The organism is Methylobacterium jeotgali (genome assembly GCF_022179345.1).
GTDB classification, from domain to species: Bacteria; Pseudomonadota; Alphaproteobacteria; order Rhizobiales; family Beijerinckiaceae; genus Methylobacterium; species Methylobacterium jeotgali.
Genome location: NZ_BPQR01000027.1, coordinates 58,859 through 79,189, shown reverse-complemented (window position 1 = coordinate 79,189; position 20,331 = coordinate 58,859). Strand labels below are relative to the sequence as shown.

The following is a 20,331-nucleotide window of genomic DNA, read 5'->3' as shown; positions in this document are numbered from 1 at the left end:
CGGCTTTCGGGCTGGCAAGCGCATGACCGGAAGTCATCGCTCTGGCCGCCGCGCCCCCCCTCTGGGGGCCTCGCGCGCGCGCCGGAGCCCCCGCGCGCCCTCGAAAACGCGCGCGGGCCCACCCCCTCAGGGGTGCTTGGTCTCACACACGGGCCGAAACTGGATCGCCCCCAGGCCGGGTGTGGGGAGCCGGAACCGGGCCGCGGGTCCGGGAGCGTCGAGGGCAGGGGCATGACCGACGTCCCCGTGCTCGCCGGCGACGTCTCGCTGTGGGAGTGGACTACGCCCGGTCCCGTCGCGACCGCCTACCTGCAGAGCAAATCGCCGCTCGACTTCATCATGGGGCCGGCGGGCTCGGGCAAGACCACGACGAGCGTCGTCAAGTGCGCGCTCAACACACTGCAGATGCCAGTCTGCAAAGACGGCACAATCCGAGCCCTAGGTTGCGTCGTTCGCGACAATTATCGAACGCTCTACCGGACGACACTTGAGACGTGGTTCCGCATCTTCCCGCGCAACTTCCCAGGCTCGCACTTCGAGGGCGGGCAGGACCGGCCTGCAAAGCACCGCATCACCTTCCGCACGCCCCGCGGGCAGCTCGTCGAGATGACGGTCGACTTCTACGCAGTCGGCGATCACGCGATCGAGGACCTCCTCAAGGGGTATGAACCCAGTTGGGCATGGATCAACGAGGCGGACCTCCTGCACGAGCGGGTCGCCACGTTCCTGTACGGCCGCACCGGCCGAAACCCGCCGCGTTCGAGCCTGCAGGACCCACAGGCGCTCATCCCGCGCCAGGTGTTCGCCGACCTCAACCCGCCGGACGTCGACCACTGGATTTATCGGGATTTCGTCGAGAAGCCGATCGACGGCTACCAGCTCCACCAGCAGCCGGACGGCCTCTCCGACGCCGCGGAGAACCGCCAGGGCGCGTCGCGGGCCTATTACGAGGAGATGGCCCGGCTGCTGCCCGAGCGAGACGTGGTGCGCTTCGTGAACGGCCGCTTCGGCTACAGCCTGAGCGGCAAGCCGGTGTACCCGGAGTTCAACGAGGCGGTGCACTGCTCGCCGACGCCGCTCGTCCCGGTGCCGCAGCTCCCGCTGCACGCCGGCTATGACCAGGGCCTCTCGCCCGCGGGCCTCCTGTTCCAGCAGATGCCGAACGGGCAGCTCCGGTTCTACGGCGAGGTGGTGCCCGACCACGGCACCGGCCCGGCCCGCTTCTCCGAACAGTGGGCGGCGCTGCTGCAGGAGCCGCGGTTCCGCGGTTGCCCGCCCGGCGCGCACACCGCCGACCCGGCCGGCTTCTACGGCGCCGATCGCCAGGCCGGCGAGCTCGCGTGGGCCGAGACGGTTTCCCGGGCAATCGGCATCCCGATCATGCCGGCGCCGACCCAGGAACCGGGGATCCGCATCGAGAGCCTGCGCATCCCCATGACGACGGCGATCGACGGCCGCATTCCGGGCCTGCTCCTCGACCCATCATGCCGCAAGCTCCGCTCCGGCCTGGCGGCGCAGTACAAATATCCGAGACAGCGCCAGGACGCCCGCGACGTCTACGGCGACCGCCCGGTCAAAAACGAGTGGAGCCACCCCTGCGAGGCGGCACAGTACGGCGTCCTCGGCGTGCGCGGCCGCGCCGGCATCATCAACAGCGCCGCGCAGGCCGGCCGCCCCGGCAACGTCATCCCCATCGATACCGGCCGGCGCCAGCCCACGGATTTCAACGTCTGGGAAACGTGATGATGCTCCGCGTCTCGACGCCGGCGCCGATCATGGAAACCCTCGAGCTCGTGCGGGACACCCGCACGGGCCTGAAACCATGGCAGCGCCGGGGCCTGGTGCTCCAAGTGCTCGGCTCGCTGAGCGTCGCGTTCAGAATCGAGCACCGCCTCGTCGCCGCGGCCGGGTTCTTCCCCATCGAGCCGGAGACGCCGGGCGAGGAGGCCGCCGAAATCTGGTTCCTGTGCCGGCCGGAGCTCGCGGGGCACCTGCGCACCTTCGTGCGGCTCGCCCGCTTAACCTGCGCGCGGGCCGCGCAGGATGGCACCGTGCGGTTGCGGGCCTTCGTCCGGCAGGGGCACGCGCCGGGCGCCCGCCTGGCCGTCCTGTGCGGGTTGGAGCTCCGGGACAGCCGCGCCGGGTTCGACCTGTGGGAATGGCGAGGCGATGGGCGGGTTCGTCAAGAAACTGTTCGGCGGCAAGACGGCCTCGGAGCGGAACGCGCTGCGGGCCGCGGGCCAGCAGGCGCAGGATAACCAGCGCATCCAGCAGATCACCCAGGCGCAGCAAATCCAGGCGCAGGGCCAGCAGGCCGCGGCCGCCGACAAGGGCCTCGCCGGCGCCCGCAAGGCCAACAGGGGCCGGCGCCTGCTAATGGACACCGGTAGCGACGGCAAGGCGACGCTCGGCTGATGGCCCGCAAGCCGAACAAAGAGCGCGCCGAGCGCGCGAGCAGCCGCCGCCGCGAGCCGGTCGCGGAGCCTGCCGCCCCCGGCTTCTCGCTGCAGACGCACCGCATCCGGGTCGGCCGCGCGTGGACCAACCGCAGCATCTGGACCGGGCTCTACGAGGACGCCTACGAGTTCGCGATCCCCTACCGGCGCCCGGCGACGCGCACGGGCCAAGCCAGCGGCCGGGTCGACCGCATCTTCGACAACACCGCGATCGTCTCGACCTTCCGGTTCGCCGGCCAGTTGCAGAACGACCTGTTCCCGCCGGGACAGCCCTTCTTCAAGCTGGCGCCGGGCCCCTTCGCTGAGCTCGCGCTTGGCGACACCGACAAGGTGGCGCTCGCCCGCGAGCTCGAGACAGTGAGCCGGACGGTGCAAGCGTTCTTCCTCTCCTCGGAGTGGGACAACGCGGTGCACGAAACCTGCGTGGACCTCGCCGCGGGCACGGGATGCATCCTGCTCGTCGAGGGCGACAAGGATCGCCCGGTGCGGTTCGTCAACGTGCCGCAGGATGAGGTCGCGATCGAGGCCGGTCCCTACAACGACCTGGCGCTGATCTCATGGAAGACGCGCCTCTCCCGCCGTCAGATCAGGGGCGCCTTCCCCAAGGGCGAGTACGACGAGCAGTTCGTCGAGGCCGAGCGCACCCAGCCCGACGAGGAGGTTGAAATCCACCAGGATTTCATCCGCGAGGGCAAGCGCTGGCGCTTCGTGGCGCATGTCGCCACCAGCGCCCGGCCGATCGTCGACACGCACATGCGCTCGCAGCCCATGGCGGTGCCGCGCTACTTCCGCGTGCCCGGCGAGGCGTACGGCCGCGGCCCCGTCCTGCTGGCGCTCCCGACGATCCGCACCCTCAACAAGGCCATGGAGCTCACGCTCAAGAGCGCGGCGATCCAGATGCTCGGCATCTGGGGCTACCGGCCGGGCGGGGCCTTCAACCCCGACACCGCCCGGATCGCTCCGGGTGCGTTCTGGGCGATGGGCGCCACCGGCGGCGTCCTCGGCGCCGACGTCACCCGCATGGACGTCTCGGCCGGCAAGATCGACGTCGGGCACCTGATGTCGGGCGAGCTCCGGACCCAGGTGCAAGCCGCGCTGCACGACACGCAGCTCGCCCCTGAGAGCGGCACGCCCAAGAGCGCTACCGAGATCATGGCGCGGATGAAACGCATCTCCGAGAACTACATGGGGGCGTTCGGGCGCCTGGTGCATGAGATCGTGCCCGTCGTCGTCCGCCGCGCGATCGAGATCGCCTACGACCTCCACCTGCTCGAGACGGAAACGCCCATCGACGATCTGCTCGTGCGGGTCGACGTGCTCTCGCCGATCGCCTCGGCGCTCCGCGCGCAGGCCCTCTCGACCATCGTCGAGTTCATCCAGCTCGTCGGCACGATCCGCGGCCCGCAGGCCGTCGAGCTGACCGTGAAGGTCGACGAGGCGCTGAAGGAAATCGGCCTCGGCATGGGCGTGCCCGCGCAATTCCTGCTCACCGCCGAGGAACGCGCGGCGCTCGAGGCGAAGATGCAGCAGGCGGCGGCCGCGATCGCGGCCGCGCAGGCCGGCCAGGCAGGGGAGGGCGCCGAGGCGGCGCCGGCAGCAGCGTGACGCAACCCGCGATCCCCCCGAGCTACGGCCCCCGCCAGGCGCAGCCCCTCGACCTCATCCTCGAGCAGCACGGGGCGGCCGACTGGGCCTGGTTCGACGGCCCCGATCCGAAGGACAAGCGCGGATCGTGGGAGGAACGGCTCGAGGAGCGCGCCGCCGGCGCCGCGGCCGCAGCCGCAGCCGTGATGGCGACCCCGGAGGGGCGCGAGCTCGTCGAATACCTGGCGGACATCACGGTCAGGCGCCCCCTGTTCGTGCTCGGGATGCCCGATCCGCTGCTCTACGCGGCAACCCGCGAAGGCCAGAACGGCCTGTTCTTCACCCTGCTCAAGCTCATCGCCATGGGCCGGCAGGAGCAAAGCCACGTCAGAGAGGGAACCTGACATGAACTTCGGCCGACGCCTCGATTTCCACCCCATGCGCGCGCCCGAGGACGGCGCGGGCGCCGCTGCACCGGCCGGATCGCCCGATCCCGGCGGCGCTGGCGGGCAGGCCACCGGCGGGGAGGGTAGTCCCTCACCCTACCGGCCGGAGGGCCTGCCCGACCACCTGTACGGCGCCAGCGATCGCGAGACGCTCGACAAGGTGTTCGGGGCCTACAAGCCCGCCCGCGAGGCGATCGCGCGGATGGGCGAGCTCGGCGAGCTGCCGAAGGACGCCGGCGGCTACAAGTTCGAGCCCTCGGACAAGCTCAAGCCCTACCTCGGCGACCTCGAGGCCGATCCGGTGTTCAAGCTGGCGCGCGAGGCCGCCCTCAAGAGCGGCATCCGCGAGAAGCAATTCGGCCCGTTCATCGGGGCCGTCATGGAAGCGATGATCGACGGCGAAATGGTGCAGCCGCCCGTCGACCTGGCGGCCGAGAAGGCGGCGCTCGTGCCGGACGAGGCCAAGGCGCTCGACGAGAACGCTCGCAACGCCGCCGTCGACCGGCGGGTGCGCGACAACCACGCCATGCTCGAGGCGTGGAAGGCGCGCGGCCTCTCGGCGGACAGCGCCGAGGCGCTTGGCCTGACCCTCGACACCGCTGCCGGCAACCGCGCGATCGAGTGGTTCGCCGCGCAGATGAAGACGCCGCAGCCCTCGCCGGGCGGCGCGCCGGCCGGAAGCTTCAACAAGGCCGACGTCGAGGCGCGGTCCCGCGATCCGCGGGGGATCGTCGGCAATGCGAAGTACGACCCGACCTTCGCGGCCGAGACCGACCGCATGTGGCAGACGCTCTACCCGAACTGAGGCGCGGGATCATGGCATACCGGCACCGCTCCGTCGTCCGCACCGGCCAGGCGCCCGTTCCCGGCGGCGGCGTGGTGTCGGCCTACCTGTACCCGACCAACGACGCGGCCGCCGTCGTCGAGGCGCCGAACTACTTCAACGACCCGCGCTTCCGCGTCGGCGACATGATCGAGGCGGTGGTCGACCGGCTCAACACGCCCAAGGTCAAGCACTACCTCATCTCGAGCGTCGCCGCCGGCGCCATCGCCGTGTCGCTCCTCGCGGGATGGGCGCTCGAGCAGGCGGCCTTCGACATCGACTTCGCCAACGACCGGGCCGTGAGCAACGGGGCGCTCCTCGCGTCGTCCGGCGACGGGCTGACCTTCACCCGCAACAGCGTCAAGCTGATGGACGACTTGTCGGGCACCTACGGCTCGGTGGGCGTCAACGTCCGCGGCCGGACGAACAAGGGCGCGCTGTACGAGCCGGCGAGCACCAACGTCCTGACCAACAGCGGCATGGCCGGTGCCGCGGCCGGCGCGCCCGGCACGATGCCCAATGCTTGGATCCCCGCAGGCACGCTCGCGACGGCCTTCTCGGCCTCGGGCATCACCTTCAACGTCGTTTCGGTGTTTCAGGAGCGGGGGCTCGACTTCATCCGCATCCGCCTAACGACGGGCGCGGGCACGACCACAGGGGCGGCCTCGCAGTTCATCCTGCACGAGAACGCAGCCTCGGCCGCGGCGCAGAACCAATCTTGGACCGGCAGCGGGTTCCTGCGCGTGGCGGGCGGGTCTACCGCCGGCTTCTCCGTCGTCGGGCTCCGCTCGCGCAGTCTGGCGACAACGGGCGCACAGACGAGCAGCGTTCAGAACGACTATAAGTCAATACTGAACGGCAACATTCAACGTTTGTCGATTTATAACACTGTCCCCGCCGACGCGGCGCTTGTAACCGACCGTCTGCAGCAGGGCATTCAGCTCAACTGGCCGAGCGGCGTTGCCATCGAACTGACACTCGACATCGGAACGCCGCAGCTCGAGCGCGACCGACTTTCGAGCCCGATCCGCACGACGACGGGAGGTCTACCTCGCAGCGCAGATAGCGACACCGCTACTCTGTCGTCCGCTCTCACGTCGGCAACGTTCTGCGGCGTGTTCCGACCGCTCGACCTGCTCGAGGGCGGCACGCTGGTGCGCCTCGGCACGTCGAGCGATTGCCTGATCCTGCGCATCCATTCGACCGACCGGACGCGCCTGCAGGCGTACTCCATTGTGGGTGGCGTGGCGCAAGGCAGCGCCGCAACTGCGGTCGGCAGTCTCGCGTCCGACACCCGGTACGCCTTCGCCGTCTCCTACGCTCCCGGCCGGATTGCCCTCAGCCTCAACGGCGGGGCCGTCGTCGCCGCGACGCCGGCCGCCATGCCCGCCGGTATGTCGGCCCTGGCGGTGGGCGGCGGCGCCTTCCCGGTCAACGGCTACATCGAGCGCCTGGCCTGCCAGCCCTTCGCCGTGTCGGACGCCGAGCTGCAGCGCCTCGCCACGCTCGCGACCTACGGCGGTTGACCCGCCGCGCTTAACGCGCCCGCGGCCGCGCGAGAGTGTGGCCGTATCCGCGGGACAGACCCCGGCGACGCGGCCGCCCTTCGAGCCCATGCTCGGACCGGCCTGCAGCCTGGCACTCGGCCCGACGTGAGACACCATCCTCACATCGAGAGCCAGGAACATGACCAGTCGCGCACCGCAGTGGTTCGAGCAGAAATACATGTCCGGCGTGATCCACGTCATTCAGGACGAGGGATATCGCCTCAAGGGCTGCGTCAACGAGACCGGCGAGGTGAAAGGCAATCAGGTCACGTGGAAGTTGGCCGGCGCCGGTCAGGCGACCATCATGTCGACCGCCATCGAGGAGCGGCCGGTCATGAACGCCGACCGCGCGACCGTCAGCGCCACCATGGTCGACTACGAGGCCAACGAGTGGGTGCTCACCACCGACATCGAGAAGATGTCGCAGAACGAGCAGCAGGTGGCGCAGCAGACCGGCGCCTACGCCTTCGGCCGCCTGTTCGACAATCTGAACATCGCCACCCTCGACGCCGCCGCCGGCGCCATCGAGACGATCGACGTCTCGGCCAACGCCGCGCCGAGCGTGGTCGACACGATCACGGCCTCGGGGCGTATCCTGAGCCAGGGCTTTACGGCGGCGCCGGAGCTCTACTGTGCCCTGCCGCAGATGAACATGCTGCAGCTCGAGATGTACCGCGAGTTCTCGTCGGCCGACTACGTGGGCGACCGGCCGATGCTCAAGCTGATCGGCGCCCGTACCTACAAGGGCGTGACGTACATCCCCCTGCCTGACAGCCAGTTCTCCGTCCCGAGCGCCGGCAACGTCGACTATTACGTCTGGCAGAAGACGGCCCTTGGCTTCGTGCCGAACTACGCCCTCAAATCGCGCATCGACTACGTGCCGACCAAGAAGGCGTACTTCGCCGCCAACACCATGGGCTGCGCCACCGCCCTGCTGCTGCCCGGCGGCGTCCGGCGCATCCGGTCGAAGCTGCCGACCACGCTCACCCGCCCGACCCCCTGACCGTCACCCCGCGCGCCGCCGGCGCGCGGGCCTTCGTGCTCTCCCGAAACCAGAGGTTCCCATGGCCTACGATCCCAAGGCGCTGGTGCGCGTCTCGCAGGCGGCGGTCGCCGCCGGCGACATGTGCTCGAAGTACATCTATGCCACGGCCGATGCCGCCGCCGTCGTCGAGGCGGCCGCCTACGCCACCGACAAGCGCCTCAAGAAGGGCGACATCATCGAGGCCAGCATGGCCCGCGGCGGCACGCCCGTGACCAAGACCTACGTCGTCACCGCCGTGTCCGCCCTCGGCGTCCCGACCCTCGCGCTGCAGTCCACCGCGGCCGGCTGACGCCGCCACCGGCCCGGCGCGCCCGCGCCGGGCCTCTCCACGCGCGAGGGGCCATGTCGACACAGGACACGCTCAAGACGGTCAACGAGGCGCTGGCCCGGCTGGGCTCGGCGCCGATCGCCGCGCTCGACGAGGAGACGCCCAAGGCCGCCAAGGTGGCGCAAATCTACCCGACCGTGGTCGGCGCGGCCTTCGCCTGCCACCGCTGGAACTGGGCGCGCCGCACCGCCCGCCTCGACCGCCTCGCCGTCACGCCGGAGACGGGCTGGCGCTACGCCTACGCGCTGCCCGGCGACCGGATCGGCGAGCCCGTCAAGGTCATGTCGAACCCGCGGGCGCCCGACTATCCCCTGCGCGCCTTCGCCCTCGAGGGCGACGAGCTGCACGCCGACGAGCTCGCCGTGTGGGCGACCTTCGTGCGCTCCGTCGAGCCCGAGCAGTGGCCCGCGCTGTTTCGCGCCGCGATCGTGGTCGCGCTCGCCGCCGACCTCGCGGTGCCGCTGACGCACGACGTCACCCTGAAACAGCAGCTCGCGCAGGATGCCTGGGGTACGCCGTCCGAGGGCGGCCGCGGCGGCCTGATGGGCCGCGCGATGGCGGTCGACGCCTCGGCGCAGCCCGGCAGCACGGTCCTGGCCCGCGATCCGCTCACGGACGCTTGGCACGGGGCCTACTGATGGTCGCGCGCCCCGGAGCCCTGCAAGCGACGTTCAACTCCGGCGAGGTCGCGCCGGAGCTCTACAGCCGCAGCGACGTGAAACAGTTCTACGCCTCGGCCGCGACGATGGAGAACGTCGAGCCGGTGCCGCAGGGCGGGTTCCGGCTGCTCGACCGATCGCGCGACCTCGGCCCGCAGCGCACGGCCCTGGCGCCGATCGTGGGAACCTTCAACTGGAACAGCAACAACCTGCCGGGCGGCAGCGTCGTCGCGCTGCTCACGTTCCCGTCCGCCGACCTCTCGGCTGTCCGCCTGGCCTACACCGCCTCGATCGACGCCGAAGCTCGCCTCCTCGTCGAGTATCAGGACGCGACGTCGGGCAACTGGGGCCCGCTCGCTCCGGCATACGCGGTGCGCACCGCCTTTCGCCAGCGGCTCGCCGCCCGGCCGCCCGGCCAGATGGTGCGCGCGACGGCGGTGCGCCTGGTGACGACGGCCGGCGCCGCCATGACGGTGAACGTGACGGACCTCGCCGCCTTCGGTGAGACCGGCGCGCTCGTCGAGGCGCAGCTCCTCCCGTTCACCTTCTCGACGTCGACGCCCTACATGCTCGTGCTCGCCGGGCAGGGCGTCGCCGACGTCTACCGGGACGGGCAATGGGTCGCGAGCGCCTGGCACTCGTTCACGGCCGACCGCATCACCGACGTCACCGCCGTGCAGCGCCTCGAGACGGCGCTCCTGTTCCATCAGGACAGCCCGACCGTGCGCCTGCTCCACGGCAACGGCGGCGACCACGACTGGCACACGGATCAGGCGCCCTTCGCGGACATCCCCGCCGTCGACCTCGGAGGCAGCTACACCAAAATCGCGGAGCAATGGCAGATCGCCCTGCGCTGGCCGACCGTGAACGGCGCCGGCCCGCAGGGCTTCGTGTTCACGGTGACGGTCGACGGCCAGGACACGACCGCCATCGGCATTCCCGACGTCGGCGCCTCGCGCTGGAACACGGTCGCGCCGGACCTCCAGGGCAAGCTGCGGTCGCTCTCGACGGTCGGTCCCGGCTGCACCGTCACGGTCGGCGACGGCGAGGCGAACGGCAAGGCGCCCGGCCTGCAGCTCCTCAACGTGTTCTTCGACGGCGGCAACACCGGCTCGCGCTTCACCGTCTCGGCGAAATTCATCAACACCGCGGATGCCGGCGCCAACGCGCTCCGGATCACGGTCGGCGATCCCGGCGGCGAGCCGCTGTTCTCGGCGACGCGCGGCTACCCGACGAGCGGCATCTTCTACCAGGATCGCCTGGTGTCTGCGGGCTTCCGATCCAAGCCCGGCGCGGTTCTCGCCTCGCCGGCGGCGGACTATTACTCGGGCGTCATCGACGTGGACACCGCCTCGGGTGGCATCCTGCTTAACCTCGACACGGACGGTGCCGAGCAGGTGCGGCGCCTGGCCCGCTCGAAACATCTCGTCATTTTCACGACCGATGCGGAATACTACGTCTCAGACCGGGTGATCCGACGCGACCAGCCGGTCAACGTCGTCGAGAGCTCCCGCAACGGATCCTGCCCGACCGTGCCGATCTGCACGACGGAGACCGGGCTCCTCTACGTGTCGCGCGCCCGCTCGCTGATCTACTCGGCGACCTATGACGACGTGGCCTCGGCCTATGTGAGCGAGCCGCTGTCCCTGCTTGCTCGGCATCTCATCCAGGGCGTGCGCGGCGCCGCCCTGCAGCGGGCGAACGACCGCTCGGATGCCGCCCGCTACTTCGCGGTGCGCGACGACGGCCTGATGATCGTGGGCCTCATCATCCGGAGCCAGGACGTGACGGCGTTCGTGCGCTGGCGGACGGATGGGAAGGTTCGCGCCGCCGGCGTCGACGGCCTGAACCGGGTGTACCTCATCGTCGAGCGCATCGTCGCCGGCGTCGCCCGGCGCCGCGTCGAGTGGCTGGAACCGGGGCTGTTCCTCGACGGCACCGTGTCGCAGACCTTCGGCGCGCCGCAGACCGTGGTGTCGAACCTCGGCGCCCATGAGGGCGCGGTGGTGTGGGCGATCGGCGACGGCTTCGCCATGGGACCGTTCACCGTCACCGGCGGCAGCATCACCCTGCCGATCCCGGTCACGACGGCGCATGTCGGCCGGTGGACACCGCCCCTCGTCAAGACGCTGCCGCTGCCCCGCGAGGTCGGCACGCGGACGGTGCTGCTCCGCCCCTGCCGTGTCTTCGCGCTCGGCCTGCGCGTCATCGACACGACGTCGATCGCGGTCGGCGCCAACGGGGAGGCGGCGAGCGACGTCGCCCTCTACCGCGGCGGGATGCCGACCGATCTCCCGCAGGTGCCGGTGACGGACTGGCTCGACGTCGACGGCCTCGAGGGCTGGTCCGTCGAGGGGCAGGCGACGATCACGCAGGTGCGCCCCGGTGCCCTGCAGGTGGCGGCGGTCAACGTGATGGCGAGGACGTAGGGCGATGGAGTTCGCGGCGAGCGCGTTGACCGCCATGGCGTCGGCGGCGGGATCGGTCGGGGCGAGCGGTGTGGCGTCGGCCGCGACCGCCGGCGCCTCTGCCCTGACCTCCGCCTCCTCGGCGCTCGCCCCGCTGACCTCGGCGGGGTCCGTCGTCGGCAGCATCCTGTCGGGCTCGGCGAGCCTCCTGCAGATGTCGCAGCTCCGGCAGGCCGGGCGCGAGAAGGAGCTCTCGCTCAACCTGCAGGCGGCCGACACCGTGAACGACATCGCCCGCGAGAACCTGCAGCAGCAGGACCGCTCGACGAGCCTGCGCCAGGCGCTCTTGCAGACGATCGGCGAGCGCGATGCCGCCTATGCCGCCTCCGGCGTCGACCTCACCTTCGGCACGCCGGCCGTTGCCCGCGAGCAGTCCGTGACCCAGGCCGAGCAGGCGCTCACCATGGAGAGTGCCACGGCGACGTCCCGCGTCGCCCGCCTCAACGAGCGGGCCGGCAACCTGCGCCTGATGGCCCGGAGCGCCCGCCGGTCGGCCGACACCATGGCCGACCTGACCGGCCTGCAGGCCGCCGGCAACCTCCTGCGGCGGGGCTGAGATGGCGAACAAGCGGGGCAGCAACGTACAGGTCGACAACCCGCGGCTTCGGGGCACCGTCGACGTCGGCAACGCCGCGGTGCCGCGGGGCGACGGCTCCGATGCGGCCACCGTCGCGGCCGGCTTCGGCGGGCTGGCACGGGAAGCCGGCGAGTGGGCGGACAAGGCCGCCAAGATCGAGGGCAAGCGAGAGGGCGAGATCGCCGGCATGGACCCGGCCTGGCGCCCGTCCGGCTCGACTACGATCCGCGGCGCCGCCGCCGACGAGGCCGGGCAGACGAGCTACTTCAACAACCTCGACGCCAAGTTGCGCACGTCCATGACGGACCTGTTCCAGCAGCATCAGAACGACCCGGCCGCCCTGAAATCCGCGCTCGACGGCCTCAAGGCGTCGATGACGGACCCGGCAAAGGGCGACGTCTTCCCGGAGATCGCGTCGAGCTTCAACGCCTCTTTCGAGCGCCTGCGCCTGCCGTTCCAGATCAAGGCCCTCGACAATTTCCAGGCGCAGCAGCGCGACCAGGCGCGGGCCTCGGCGGTGCTCGCGACGAGCGCCGGCGAGACGGTGCGCGAGCAGGCGATCCGCGCGGCGCCGACCAACCCGGCGACGCGCCAGGCCGTCGAGGCGACGCTCGTCGAGGACGATCATCGCGACCAGGCGCTCGTGAAATCCGAAGCCCTGACCGCCGAGCAGGCAGCCGGCCGCGCCCTCAAGCGGCGCCGCGACGCGGAAGTCACCGTCGTCGACGCGACCGCCAACGGGCTGACCCGGCCGGAGGCGGTCGCGAACTACCGGCAGCAGCTCCGCAAGGAGTTCACGGACGGCCGGACGAAGCTCGACGCGGACGGGTATGAGCGCGCCGACGCGCTCCTCGAGCAGCGGGAGCAGAAGCTCCGCGCGAAGGGCGTGTCCGACCGCGCCCAGGTCTCCGGTCTGATGGACAAGATCGTGCGCCAGAGCGCGGACGGCATCCCGTCCTCGCCGGAGGAGATGGCCGCGGTCCGCCAACGCGCCGCGGGGATCCCCGATGGGCAGCGCCTCACCGAGGATTTCGACAAGAAGCTGCTCCTCGTGAGCGTCATCAAGGCGAAGCCGCCGGCCGAGCTCGACGCCATGGCCGACGAGATCACCGCCCGTGCTCGGACCGACAAGCGCGGCCTCACCACCGAGGAGGGCGAGCGCATCGAGCTCCTGCGCGACCTGTCGAGCAAGAAGCGCAACGCGCTGGCGACCGACCCGCTGGAGCACGCCAGGCGGCAGGGGCTCGTCGAGGCGAACCCGCTCGTCATCCCGACGCAGGACACGGGCGCTGCCGTCGCCGGGCAGATGGTGCCCCGGATCGCGGCGGGGCGCGCGGCGCAACAGGTGCAGGGCGGGGCGGTCCGCTACCTGACCAACGACGACAAGGCGATGCTCAAGACGGTGGCGGACGCCGGCGGCGATCGGGCGCTCGAGACGGTGCGCGGCATCGTCGCCGGCGCCGGGCCGGACGCCCCGGCGATCCTGCGCGAGGTCGGCGGCGACATGCCGGAGCTCGCCAAGGTCGGCGACCTCCTCGTCAACGGCGCCGTCGGCGCCGACCGCAGCGCCCGCGAGATCACCAGGGCCCTCGAGCTGCGCAACGTGAAGGACGCGAAGCTGCCCGCCGTCCCGAAGGACGCGGCCAACCTGATGCGAACCGAGTTCGGCGATGCCTACCTGAACAGCCCCACAGCCCAGGCGCAGGTGATGGCGGGCGCCAAGGCCATCTATGAGGCCAGAGCGTTCGGCAAGATCACCGACCCCAACTCGAGCGAAGCCCGCGAGCTCTACGGCGAGGCCCTGCGCGCGGCCGCCGGCGCCGGCAAGCAGGGCGATGTCACCTATGGCGGCGTGGCGAGCTACCGGCCCGGCTACCTCTGGAACTACAAGGTCGCGATCCCGCCGAACGTCCGCGCCGACCGGTTCCGCGACGTGATGGGCGCGATCCGCGACGAGGACCTCGGCGGCGCGACGGACCCGAACGGCAAGCCCATCAGCGCCCGCGACGTGCGCGGCGCGATCCCGGTGCGGGTGCGCGGCGGCTATGCATTCTCGCTCGACGATCCCAAGGAACCCAATCCGCGGTTCCTCGGCCGGCCGGGCGCGCCGCTCGTGCTCGACATCGACGGCATGTCCTCGACCCTGCGGCAGCGCGTCCCCGGCGCCTATCTCGGGGGCGATCGGTGAGCTCGATCTTCGACGAGCCCCTCGCGGCCGGGCTCGGCGCCAACGCGATCAGCTTCGCGCGGGCCGACGCCTTCGACGGCCGCAGCATGGCCGAGGCACTGGCGAGCGCCCCCGATCCGGACGGCGCCCTGGCCTCCGAGGGCCTGGCCCGCAGCGACGTCTACGAGAACCCCGGCGCCTACGCGCGCCTGGCGCGGAAGGCCTACGACCAGGTGCTCACGTCGGAGCTCACGACGTCCCGCCAGATCGTGCAGGAACGCAGCTATGACGGGTTGATCGCCGCCGTCGAGCGGGTGTCCGGCGTCCGCCTGGCGAACCCGCTCCGGGGCGGCTACGCCGACGAGGCCCTGCGCGATCCGGGGTACAGCATCGACCCCATCACCCTGCAGGACAACGCGCCCGATCGGCAGCGCGCCATCTTCGAGGGCAAGCTCGACGAGCTCGCGCGGAGCGACCCGCGGGTGAGCGACGCGCTGGCAGACGCCCGCATCGACTTCGCGCCGGCGATGATCGCCCGCCGCTCGCAAGAGGACTACGAAGCGGCGCAGGCCGACGCGCCCTCGGGCGTCGGCTCGATCGCGGCGACGATCGCCGGCGGCGCCCCGGCCATGCTGCGCGATCCCGTCAACGTGCTCGGCCTGCTCGTCACCGGCGGCGAGAGCGCGGCCGCGTCGGTCCTCGGTCGGCTCCTGAGCACGGTCGGTCGCGAGGCGGCGGTCAACGCCGGCCTGACGGCGGTCGCCCAGCCCTTCGTTCAAGGGAACCGGGCCGAGCTCGGCCTCTCCTCCGGCGTCGAGGAGGGCCTCAAGAACGTGGCCATGGCGGCGGCGGTGGGCGGGGCCTTCGGCGGCGTCTTCGGCGGCGCCCGCGAGATGCTGCGCGGCGTGCCCGGCCCGGAGGGCGGCGTCATCCTGCACGCGGTCGGCTCCGAGATGTCCGACGTGGCCGCCGTCGCCGGCGCCCCGGCGGTGCTGCGGGAGACGTCGAACGGCCGGCGGGCCTTCAGCGAGGCGGTGGCCTACGCCGAGGCACCCTACACCGCGCCGCCGCCCGAGCTCGTGCTCGCCCTGCCGCCGGCTCGCGCCGACCGCCTGCGCGTCACCAGCGAGGAGCTGCCGGCCGTCGCCGGCGCCGTCGAGACGGTCGACGGCAAGCCCGCCACCTTCGGTCGCTTCGACGCCCGCGAGCTGCAGACCGACGCGGCCGCGTTCCAGTACAAGGGCGGCGGCGATATCGAGGGTGTGACGGACCGCCTGCGCTCCGTGTCGCAGTGGGACCCGCTCGCCTCCGGCAAGGTGCTGGTCTTCGAGGCGACGGACGGCACCCGCTACGTCGCGGACGGCCACCAGCGCCTCGGCCTGGCGAAGCGCCTGGCGGCCGAGAACCCCGAAGCCCGCGTCAACCTCGACGGGTTCCTGATGCGAGAGGCGGACGGCTGGACCCGCGAGGACGTGCGGGCGCTCGCCGCCAAAAAGAACATGCAGGAGGGCAGCGGCGACGCGATCGACGCGGCCCGCGTGCTCCGCGACCGGCCGGACCTGGCGGACGGCTCCCTGCCGACGACGGCGCCGATGATGCGCCAGGCGCTCGCCCTGGCGCGGCTGTCCGACACCGCCTGGGGCATGACGGTGAACGGCCTCGTCCCGGCGAGCCACGCGGCCGCGGTCGGCGCCATGGTGGCCGACCCGCTCCGGCACGCGTCCGTCCTGTCCCTGCTCGGCAAGGCGCAGCCGGAGACCGACCGGGCCGCGCGGCTCCTCATCGGCGAGGCGCTCGAGGCCGGGTTCACGGCCGAGCATCAGATCGACCTGTTCGGCGCCGCCGACGCCACCCGCTCGCTGATGGCCGAGCGGGTCGCTGTGCTCGACACCGCCCTGTCGCAGCTCCGCAAGGACAAGCGCCTGTTCGGGACGCTCTCCGGCTCGGCCGACGCGATCGAGAGCGCCGGCAACGTGCTCGCCCGCGGCACCAACGAGGCCCGGGCCGACCTGGCGGGCCGCCTCGAGGACATCCTCACCCGGATCGCCCGGCGCACCGGCCCAGTGTCCGACGCCCTCAACCGGCTGGCGGCGCGGAACGCCGCCGGCGAGGCCCGGCCGAAACTCGGCCGCGAGTTCCTGGAGGAGGTACAGGGCATCATCGACCGGCGCGGCTTGGTCGGTCTGCTCGCCGACCCGGAGCTGCGTCCCGCCCGCGTCGTCGAGCCCGGCACGCCAGAGGCGGTCAGGGCGGCCGAGAGCCTGCCGCCGGCATCAGACAGCCCACAACGCGCTCCCGCCCGTCCTGAGCCGGATTTGGCCCAGGAAACGCCCGTCCGCGCGATCGGCAGCGTCATGGAGCTGCGGGCCGGGCAGGCCGGGCGCAGCGTCGAGGACGTGCACGCGCGGGCGACGGCCTTCCAGCCTGAGCTTGCGACCGCAGGCGGCGAGATCGCCGAGGAGACGGGCGCCCGGTTCATGAACCCCGGCGTCAAGCAGATCGAGACGGCGCGGGAGAAGATCGCTCGGAAGGGCTACCGGGACGCCTCGTCGCTCACGGACCTGGCGCGCGGCGGCTTTGCCGTCGACACGCCGGCGCAGGCCGATGCGGTGGTGGCTTCGCTGGGGCGGCGCTTCGACATCCTCGACGAAGGATGGAAGACGTCCGAGGGCGGCTACGTCGACCGAAAGGTGCTCGTGCGCGCGCCGGACGGGACGGTGGCGGAAATCCAGATCGCTGCCGCGGCGATGTGGAAAGCGAAGAAAAGCGGGGGGCAGGAACTCTACAACGCCTGGCGCAGCGCCGGCCCCGATGTCGACAACGAGCCGCTCAAGGCTCGGTCTGTCGCGCTCTACTCGGCGGCGATGGAAGGGGCGGACGCATCCTGGAAGAGCGTCGGCGGGATCACCAGCGGGCCGAACACGGGCTCGAACGTGGCGCGCCAGACCGGCTCGGCCATGACGGACCCGGTGAAGAACACGTCCCGATCGTCGACCTTGCTCCAAGAGCCGCCCGGCTCGAGCACGGCGAACGCCTTGCCGGCCGAGACGTCGAGCAGGGCGGGACGCCAATCCCAGTTGATGAACGATGCCACGGGAGCCTCCGAGCCGAATATGGCGGCTGGCGCCCGCGAAGGCAACGCGCCGCCGCCGGCGACCGCCGTGCAGGGTGAACCGTCCCTGTTCGACGCCGTGCCGCTCGGAACCCGCGAGGATGGTGGTGACGCGCGGATGCTGACCCGCGAGGCCGCCCTCGGCGAGGCTGATCGCGGCGACCTGTTCGGTGATCTTGTAGACGCTTGCAAGGGGTAGATGATGGCCGTCGCCTATCACACGTGCGCCGATCCTCGCGGCTCTGGTGGCACGCTCGATGTGGAATTCGAGATCGAACACTACGGTTCGCCTGCCAGGACATTCTGCCTTCCAGAGGATAGTGAGCCAGGCGAGCCGCCCGAAATATCTCTGATCTCGGTTCGCGCTGATGATGATTTAGATATCATTGATCTCCTCACAGACGACGAGCGCAATAAGATCGAACATGAAATCATCGAAGATTACGACTTCGATCAAGACGACGACTATTAGAAGGTTGGCGAGGGACCATGGCCTTCCGTGACTGCCTCATCTCCGCGGTCGATCAGGGCGCGCTGTCGCGCGAGGAGGCGGCCGAGCTGCAGGCGCGCTTCGACGAGCAGTTCGCTCAGGCGCGGCTGTCGCTGGGCGACGACGCGGCGGCCGCGGCCGCCAAGGACGCGCTCGCCGCCGAGCTGCGCTACGAGGCCGCCGAGACGCGGCGGCGCGTCCTGCTGCAGGACGGCGCCCGAGCGCGGAACGCGGAGTACCTGCAGGGCTACCGCGACGCGAAGGGCCGGCCGGACATCTTCTCGGCCGCCCTCAACCTCCTCGAGCATTACGGCTATGCCGGCACCAGCTCCGTCGCCGGCCGCGCGAAGGCGATCACGTCTCTTGCGCACGGCGCCATGGCCGACGTGCTCTCGACCTTCCGGAGGGACTTCGCCACCGGCGCCCGACGCAACCGGCCGATGGTCGACGACGTGGTGCGCGGCCTGTTCGGCGAGGAGACGACGCCGGAAGCGAAGGCGCTGTCGGGCGCGATCGGCGAGACCTTCGAGCTGCTGCGGCAGCGGTTCAACGCCGCCGGCGGCGCGATCGGCAAGCTCGAGAAATGGGGCCTGCCGCAGGGGCACGACGCCGCGGCACTCCTCCAGGCCGGCCGCGAGCCGTGGAAGGATTTCGTGCGGCCGCTCCTCGACCGCGAGCGGATGCGCGATCCTCTCAGCGGCGGCACCATGACGGAGGCTCGCCTCGAGGCGAGCCTCGACCACGTGTTCGACACCATCACCACGGACGGATGGGCGCACCGTGCGCCGACGATGCAGGCGCGGGGCCGCGGCTCGCTCGCCTCGCAGCGGGCGGACCATCGTTTCCTCGTCTTCAAGGACGCCGACGCCTGGCTGTCCTACGACCGTGAGTTCGGGCACGGCGACCCGATCCGCAGCGTCTTCGAGCACGTGAACGGCATGTCGGCCGACATCGCCACCATGGAAATCCTCGGCCCGAACCCCGGCGCCATGGTGGAGTGGATGAAGCAGGTGGTGACGGCCGAGGCGGCGAAGGCCGTCGCCGGCAAGCCGTCGCTCTACAACGCCGGCGCGAAGACGGCCGAGGGCATCGCCGAGAAGCTCAACTACCTCGGCTATCGCATCGACAGCGTGTACCAGTACGTGCGCGGCCGCCAGGTCGTGTCGAGCGCCGTCGCGGCCGGCTTCGGCGACGTCCGGAACGTGCTCACATCCGCCGTGCTCGGGTCCGCATCGATCACGGCGGCCGCGACCGATCCGTTCATCGACGCCGCCGCCCGCTTCCTCTCCGGCCTGCCCATGGGCGGCGCTCTCGGCGCGGTGCTCCACACCGGCCGCCGCGGCACGCGCGAGGAGGCGGTGCGCTCCGGCATCCTCCTCGACGACTTCGTGCACATCATGCAGGACGAGGCCCGTTGGGCGGGCACGCTCGGCGGCCGGGAGTGGTCCCGCTGGCTCGCCGACCGGACTGTCACGTGGTCCGGCCTGGCGCCGATGACGCAGGCGAGGAAACACGTCTTCGCCCGCGAGTTCGAGGCGACGCTCGCCGACCAGGCCGGCCGCCGCTTCGACGAGCTGCCGCGACCGCTGCGGGACACGATGGCCGGCTACGGCATCGACGCCACGGACTGGGACGTGATGCGCTCGGTGGAGATGCACCGGCCGAAGCCGGGAAGCGCCGGCTTCCTGCGCCCGATCGACGTCGCCGGCTTGGCGGACGCGCCTGCCCTGCCGAAGGTGCAGCAGCTCCTCGGCATCGACGCCACGGATCAGGCGCTCGCCCGCGACCAGGCCGCCGCCGGCGCCCGGCGCGTGGCCGAGAAGTACCTCGAGATGATCCTCGGCCAGACCGAGCGCGCCGTTCCCGAGGGCACCGTGCGGGCGAAATCCGTCGTCGGCGGGGCCGCGCCTCGCGGCACGGCCGCGGGCGAGCTCCTGCAGGGCGTGCTGCAGTTCAAGACGTTCAGCCTCTCCTTCACGACGCTGCAGCTCGAGGCGATCATGCGCGAGGTCGGCGTCTCGAAGCCGCGCGGGGCTGCCTATGCCGGCGGCCTGGCGCTCGGCCTCACGATCGCCGGCGCCCTCGCGATCCAGTTGAAGGCCATCGCCAACGGGAAGGACCCGCAGCCGATGGACGATCCCCGGTTCTGGATACAGGCGCTCGGCACCGGCGGCGGTTTCGGCATCATGGGCGACTACATGTTCGCCGACGTGAACCGGCTCGGGCAGTCGCTCGGAGAGCAGATCGCCGGGCCGACCATCGGCGCGGGCTCCGACGCCCTCAAGTTGACGATCGGCAACGCGCAGGAGCTCGTACAGGGCAAGCCGACGCACGCCGGGCGCGAGGTCGTCGGCGCGATCGGCCGCTACACGCCGGTGCTATCGAGCTTGTGGCCGATCCGGGCCGCCTACCGCCGCGTGTTCCTCGACCAGTTGCAATACCTGCTCGACCCGGAAGCCTCGAAGAATTTCAGCGAGCAGCAGAGCCGGTTGCGGCGAGAGACCGGACAGGAGATGTTCTGGGAGCCCGGCGACCTGGCGCCCCGCCGCGGCCCGCGCCTCGAGCGCGCACTCCACCGTTAGCCCCGCTTAACAGGGGTCGCACGCCCCGATCCTGCAGGCCCGACACC

15 protein-coding genes are annotated in these 20,331 nt (G+C 71.3%); all 15 read left to right on the top strand.

Translation table 11 applies throughout. The features are described from left to right. Nucleotides 1–246: 246 nt before the first annotated feature. The 15 genes from MFF04_RS08430 (at nucleotide 247) to MFF04_RS08360 (ending at nucleotide 20,284) form a co-directional block, all read left to right on the top strand. Nucleotides 247–1,743: a terminase large subunit domain-containing protein gene (locus MFF04_RS08430; RefSeq protein WP_238275034.1), complete on the top strand. Its 1,497-nt coding sequence runs from the start codon at nucleotides 247–249 to the stop codon at nucleotides 1,741–1,743. A gap of 426 nt (nucleotides 1,744–2,169) precedes the next feature. Continuing rightward, the gene (locus tag MFF04_RS08425) at nucleotides 2,170–2,415 is read left to right on the top strand and encodes a hypothetical protein (protein ID WP_238275032.1); all 246 of its coding nucleotides are present in this window, start codon (nucleotides 2,170–2,172) and stop codon (nucleotides 2,413–2,415) included. Further along, nucleotides 2,415–4,061, top strand: a complete 1,647-nt coding sequence (locus tag MFF04_RS08420; RefSeq protein WP_238275030.1) for a portal protein — start codon at nucleotides 2,415–2,417, stop codon at nucleotides 4,059–4,061. Before MFF04_RS08425 ends, MFF04_RS08420 begins: the two co-directional genes overlap by 1 nt. Then, nucleotides 4,058–4,444: a hypothetical protein gene (locus MFF04_RS08415; protein WP_238275028.1), complete on the top strand. Its 387-nt coding sequence runs from the start codon at nucleotides 4,058–4,060 to the stop codon at nucleotides 4,442–4,444. The genes MFF04_RS08420 and MFF04_RS08415 overlap by 4 nt, the downstream gene beginning before the upstream one ends. A 1-nt stretch (nucleotide 4,445) precedes the next feature. Next, complete coding sequence (locus tag MFF04_RS08410) at nucleotides 4,446–5,291, top strand: hypothetical protein (RefSeq protein WP_238275027.1); 846 nt, start codon at nucleotides 4,446–4,448, stop codon at nucleotides 5,289–5,291. Between the two features lie 11 nt (nucleotides 5,292–5,302). Then, nucleotides 5,303–6,835 carry a hypothetical protein gene (locus MFF04_RS08405; RefSeq protein ID WP_238275026.1) on the top strand — a complete coding sequence of 511 codons (1,533 nt, stop codon included), beginning with the start codon at nucleotides 5,303–5,305 and terminating at the stop codon, nucleotides 6,833–6,835. 160 nt (nucleotides 6,836–6,995) lie between these two features. Then, nucleotides 6,996–7,859 (top strand): phage capsid protein, encoded by an 864-nt coding sequence (locus MFF04_RS08400; protein WP_238275025.1) that lies wholly within the window; start codon nucleotides 6,996–6,998, stop codon nucleotides 7,857–7,859. 61 nt (nucleotides 7,860–7,920) lie between these two features. Further along, the gene (locus tag MFF04_RS08395; RefSeq protein ID WP_238275024.1) at nucleotides 7,921–8,190 is read left to right on the top strand and encodes a hypothetical protein; all 270 of its coding nucleotides are present in this window, start codon (nucleotides 7,921–7,923) and stop codon (nucleotides 8,188–8,190) included. Nucleotides 8,191–8,243: 53 nt separating this feature from the next. Continuing rightward, nucleotides 8,244–8,867, top strand: coding sequence for a phage connector family protein (locus MFF04_RS08390; protein WP_238275023.1), 624 nt, complete (start codon nucleotides 8,244–8,246; stop codon nucleotides 8,865–8,867). Beyond that, a complete protein-coding gene (locus MFF04_RS08385; protein WP_238275022.1) occupies nucleotides 8,867–11,317 on the top strand; it encodes a phage tail protein in 2,451 nt (816 codons plus the stop codon). Before MFF04_RS08390 ends, MFF04_RS08385 begins: the two co-directional genes overlap by 1 nt. A 4-nt stretch (nucleotides 11,318–11,321) precedes the next feature. Continuing rightward, nucleotides 11,322–11,912: a hypothetical protein gene (locus MFF04_RS08380; RefSeq protein ID WP_238275021.1), complete on the top strand. Its 591-nt coding sequence runs from the start codon at nucleotides 11,322–11,324 to the stop codon at nucleotides 11,910–11,912. Between the two features lies 1 nt (nucleotide 11,913). Further along, complete coding sequence (locus MFF04_RS08375) at nucleotides 11,914–14,121, top strand: hypothetical protein (RefSeq protein ID WP_238275019.1); 2,208 nt, start codon at nucleotides 11,914–11,916, stop codon at nucleotides 14,119–14,121. Then, on the top strand, nucleotides 14,118–17,411 hold the full coding sequence (locus MFF04_RS08370; RefSeq protein ID WP_238275017.1) for a nucleotidyltransferase family protein: 3,294 nt from the start codon (nucleotides 14,118–14,120) through the stop codon (nucleotides 17,409–17,411). The genes MFF04_RS08375 and MFF04_RS08370 overlap by 4 nt, the downstream gene beginning before the upstream one ends. Further along, nucleotides 17,412–17,684, top strand: a complete 273-nt coding sequence (locus MFF04_RS08365) for a hypothetical protein (protein WP_238275015.1) — start codon at nucleotides 17,412–17,414, stop codon at nucleotides 17,682–17,684. Nucleotides 17,685–17,701: 17 nt separating this feature from the next. Next, on the top strand, nucleotides 17,702–20,284 hold the full coding sequence (locus MFF04_RS08360) for a hypothetical protein (RefSeq protein WP_238275013.1): 2,583 nt from the start codon (nucleotides 17,702–17,704) through the stop codon (nucleotides 20,282–20,284). Nucleotides 20,285–20,331 lie beyond the last annotated feature (47 nt).

Bases quoted from the DNA above. Each gene is read 5' to 3' on its own strand.
- MFF04_RS08390 (WP_238275023.1), top strand. From the start codon at position 8,244: ATGTCGACACAGGACACGCTCAAGACGGTCAACGAGGCGCTGGCCCGG.
- MFF04_RS08380 (WP_238275021.1), top strand. From the start codon at position 11,322: ATGGAGTTCGCGGCGAGCGCGTTGACCGCCATGGCGTCGGCGGCGGGA.
- MFF04_RS08400 (WP_238275025.1), top strand. From the start codon at position 6,996: ATGACCAGTCGCGCACCGCAGTGGTTCGAGCAGAAATACATGTCCGGC.
- MFF04_RS08420 (WP_238275030.1), top strand. From the start codon at position 2,415: ATGGCCCGCAAGCCGAACAAAGAGCGCGCCGAGCGCGCGAGCAGCCGC.
- MFF04_RS08425 (WP_238275032.1), top strand. From the start codon at position 2,170: ATGGGCGGGTTCGTCAAGAAACTGTTCGGCGGCAAGACGGCCTCGGAG.
- MFF04_RS08395 (WP_238275024.1), top strand. From the start codon at position 7,921: ATGGCCTACGATCCCAAGGCGCTGGTGCGCGTCTCGCAGGCGGCGGTC.
- MFF04_RS08405 (WP_238275026.1), top strand. From the start codon at position 5,303: ATGGCATACCGGCACCGCTCCGTCGTCCGCACCGGCCAGGCGCCCGTT.
- MFF04_RS08375 (WP_238275019.1), top strand. From the start codon at position 11,914: ATGGCGAACAAGCGGGGCAGCAACGTACAGGTCGACAACCCGCGGCTT.
- MFF04_RS08385 (WP_238275022.1), top strand. From the start codon at position 8,867: ATGGTCGCGCGCCCCGGAGCCCTGCAAGCGACGTTCAACTCCGGCGAG.
- MFF04_RS08365 (WP_238275015.1), top strand. From the start codon at position 17,412: ATGATGGCCGTCGCCTATCACACGTGCGCCGATCCTCGCGGCTCTGGT.
- MFF04_RS08410 (WP_238275027.1), top strand. From the start codon at position 4,446: ATGAACTTCGGCCGACGCCTCGATTTCCACCCCATGCGCGCGCCCGAG.
- MFF04_RS08360 (WP_238275013.1), top strand. From the start codon at position 17,702: ATGGCCTTCCGTGACTGCCTCATCTCCGCGGTCGATCAGGGCGCGCTG.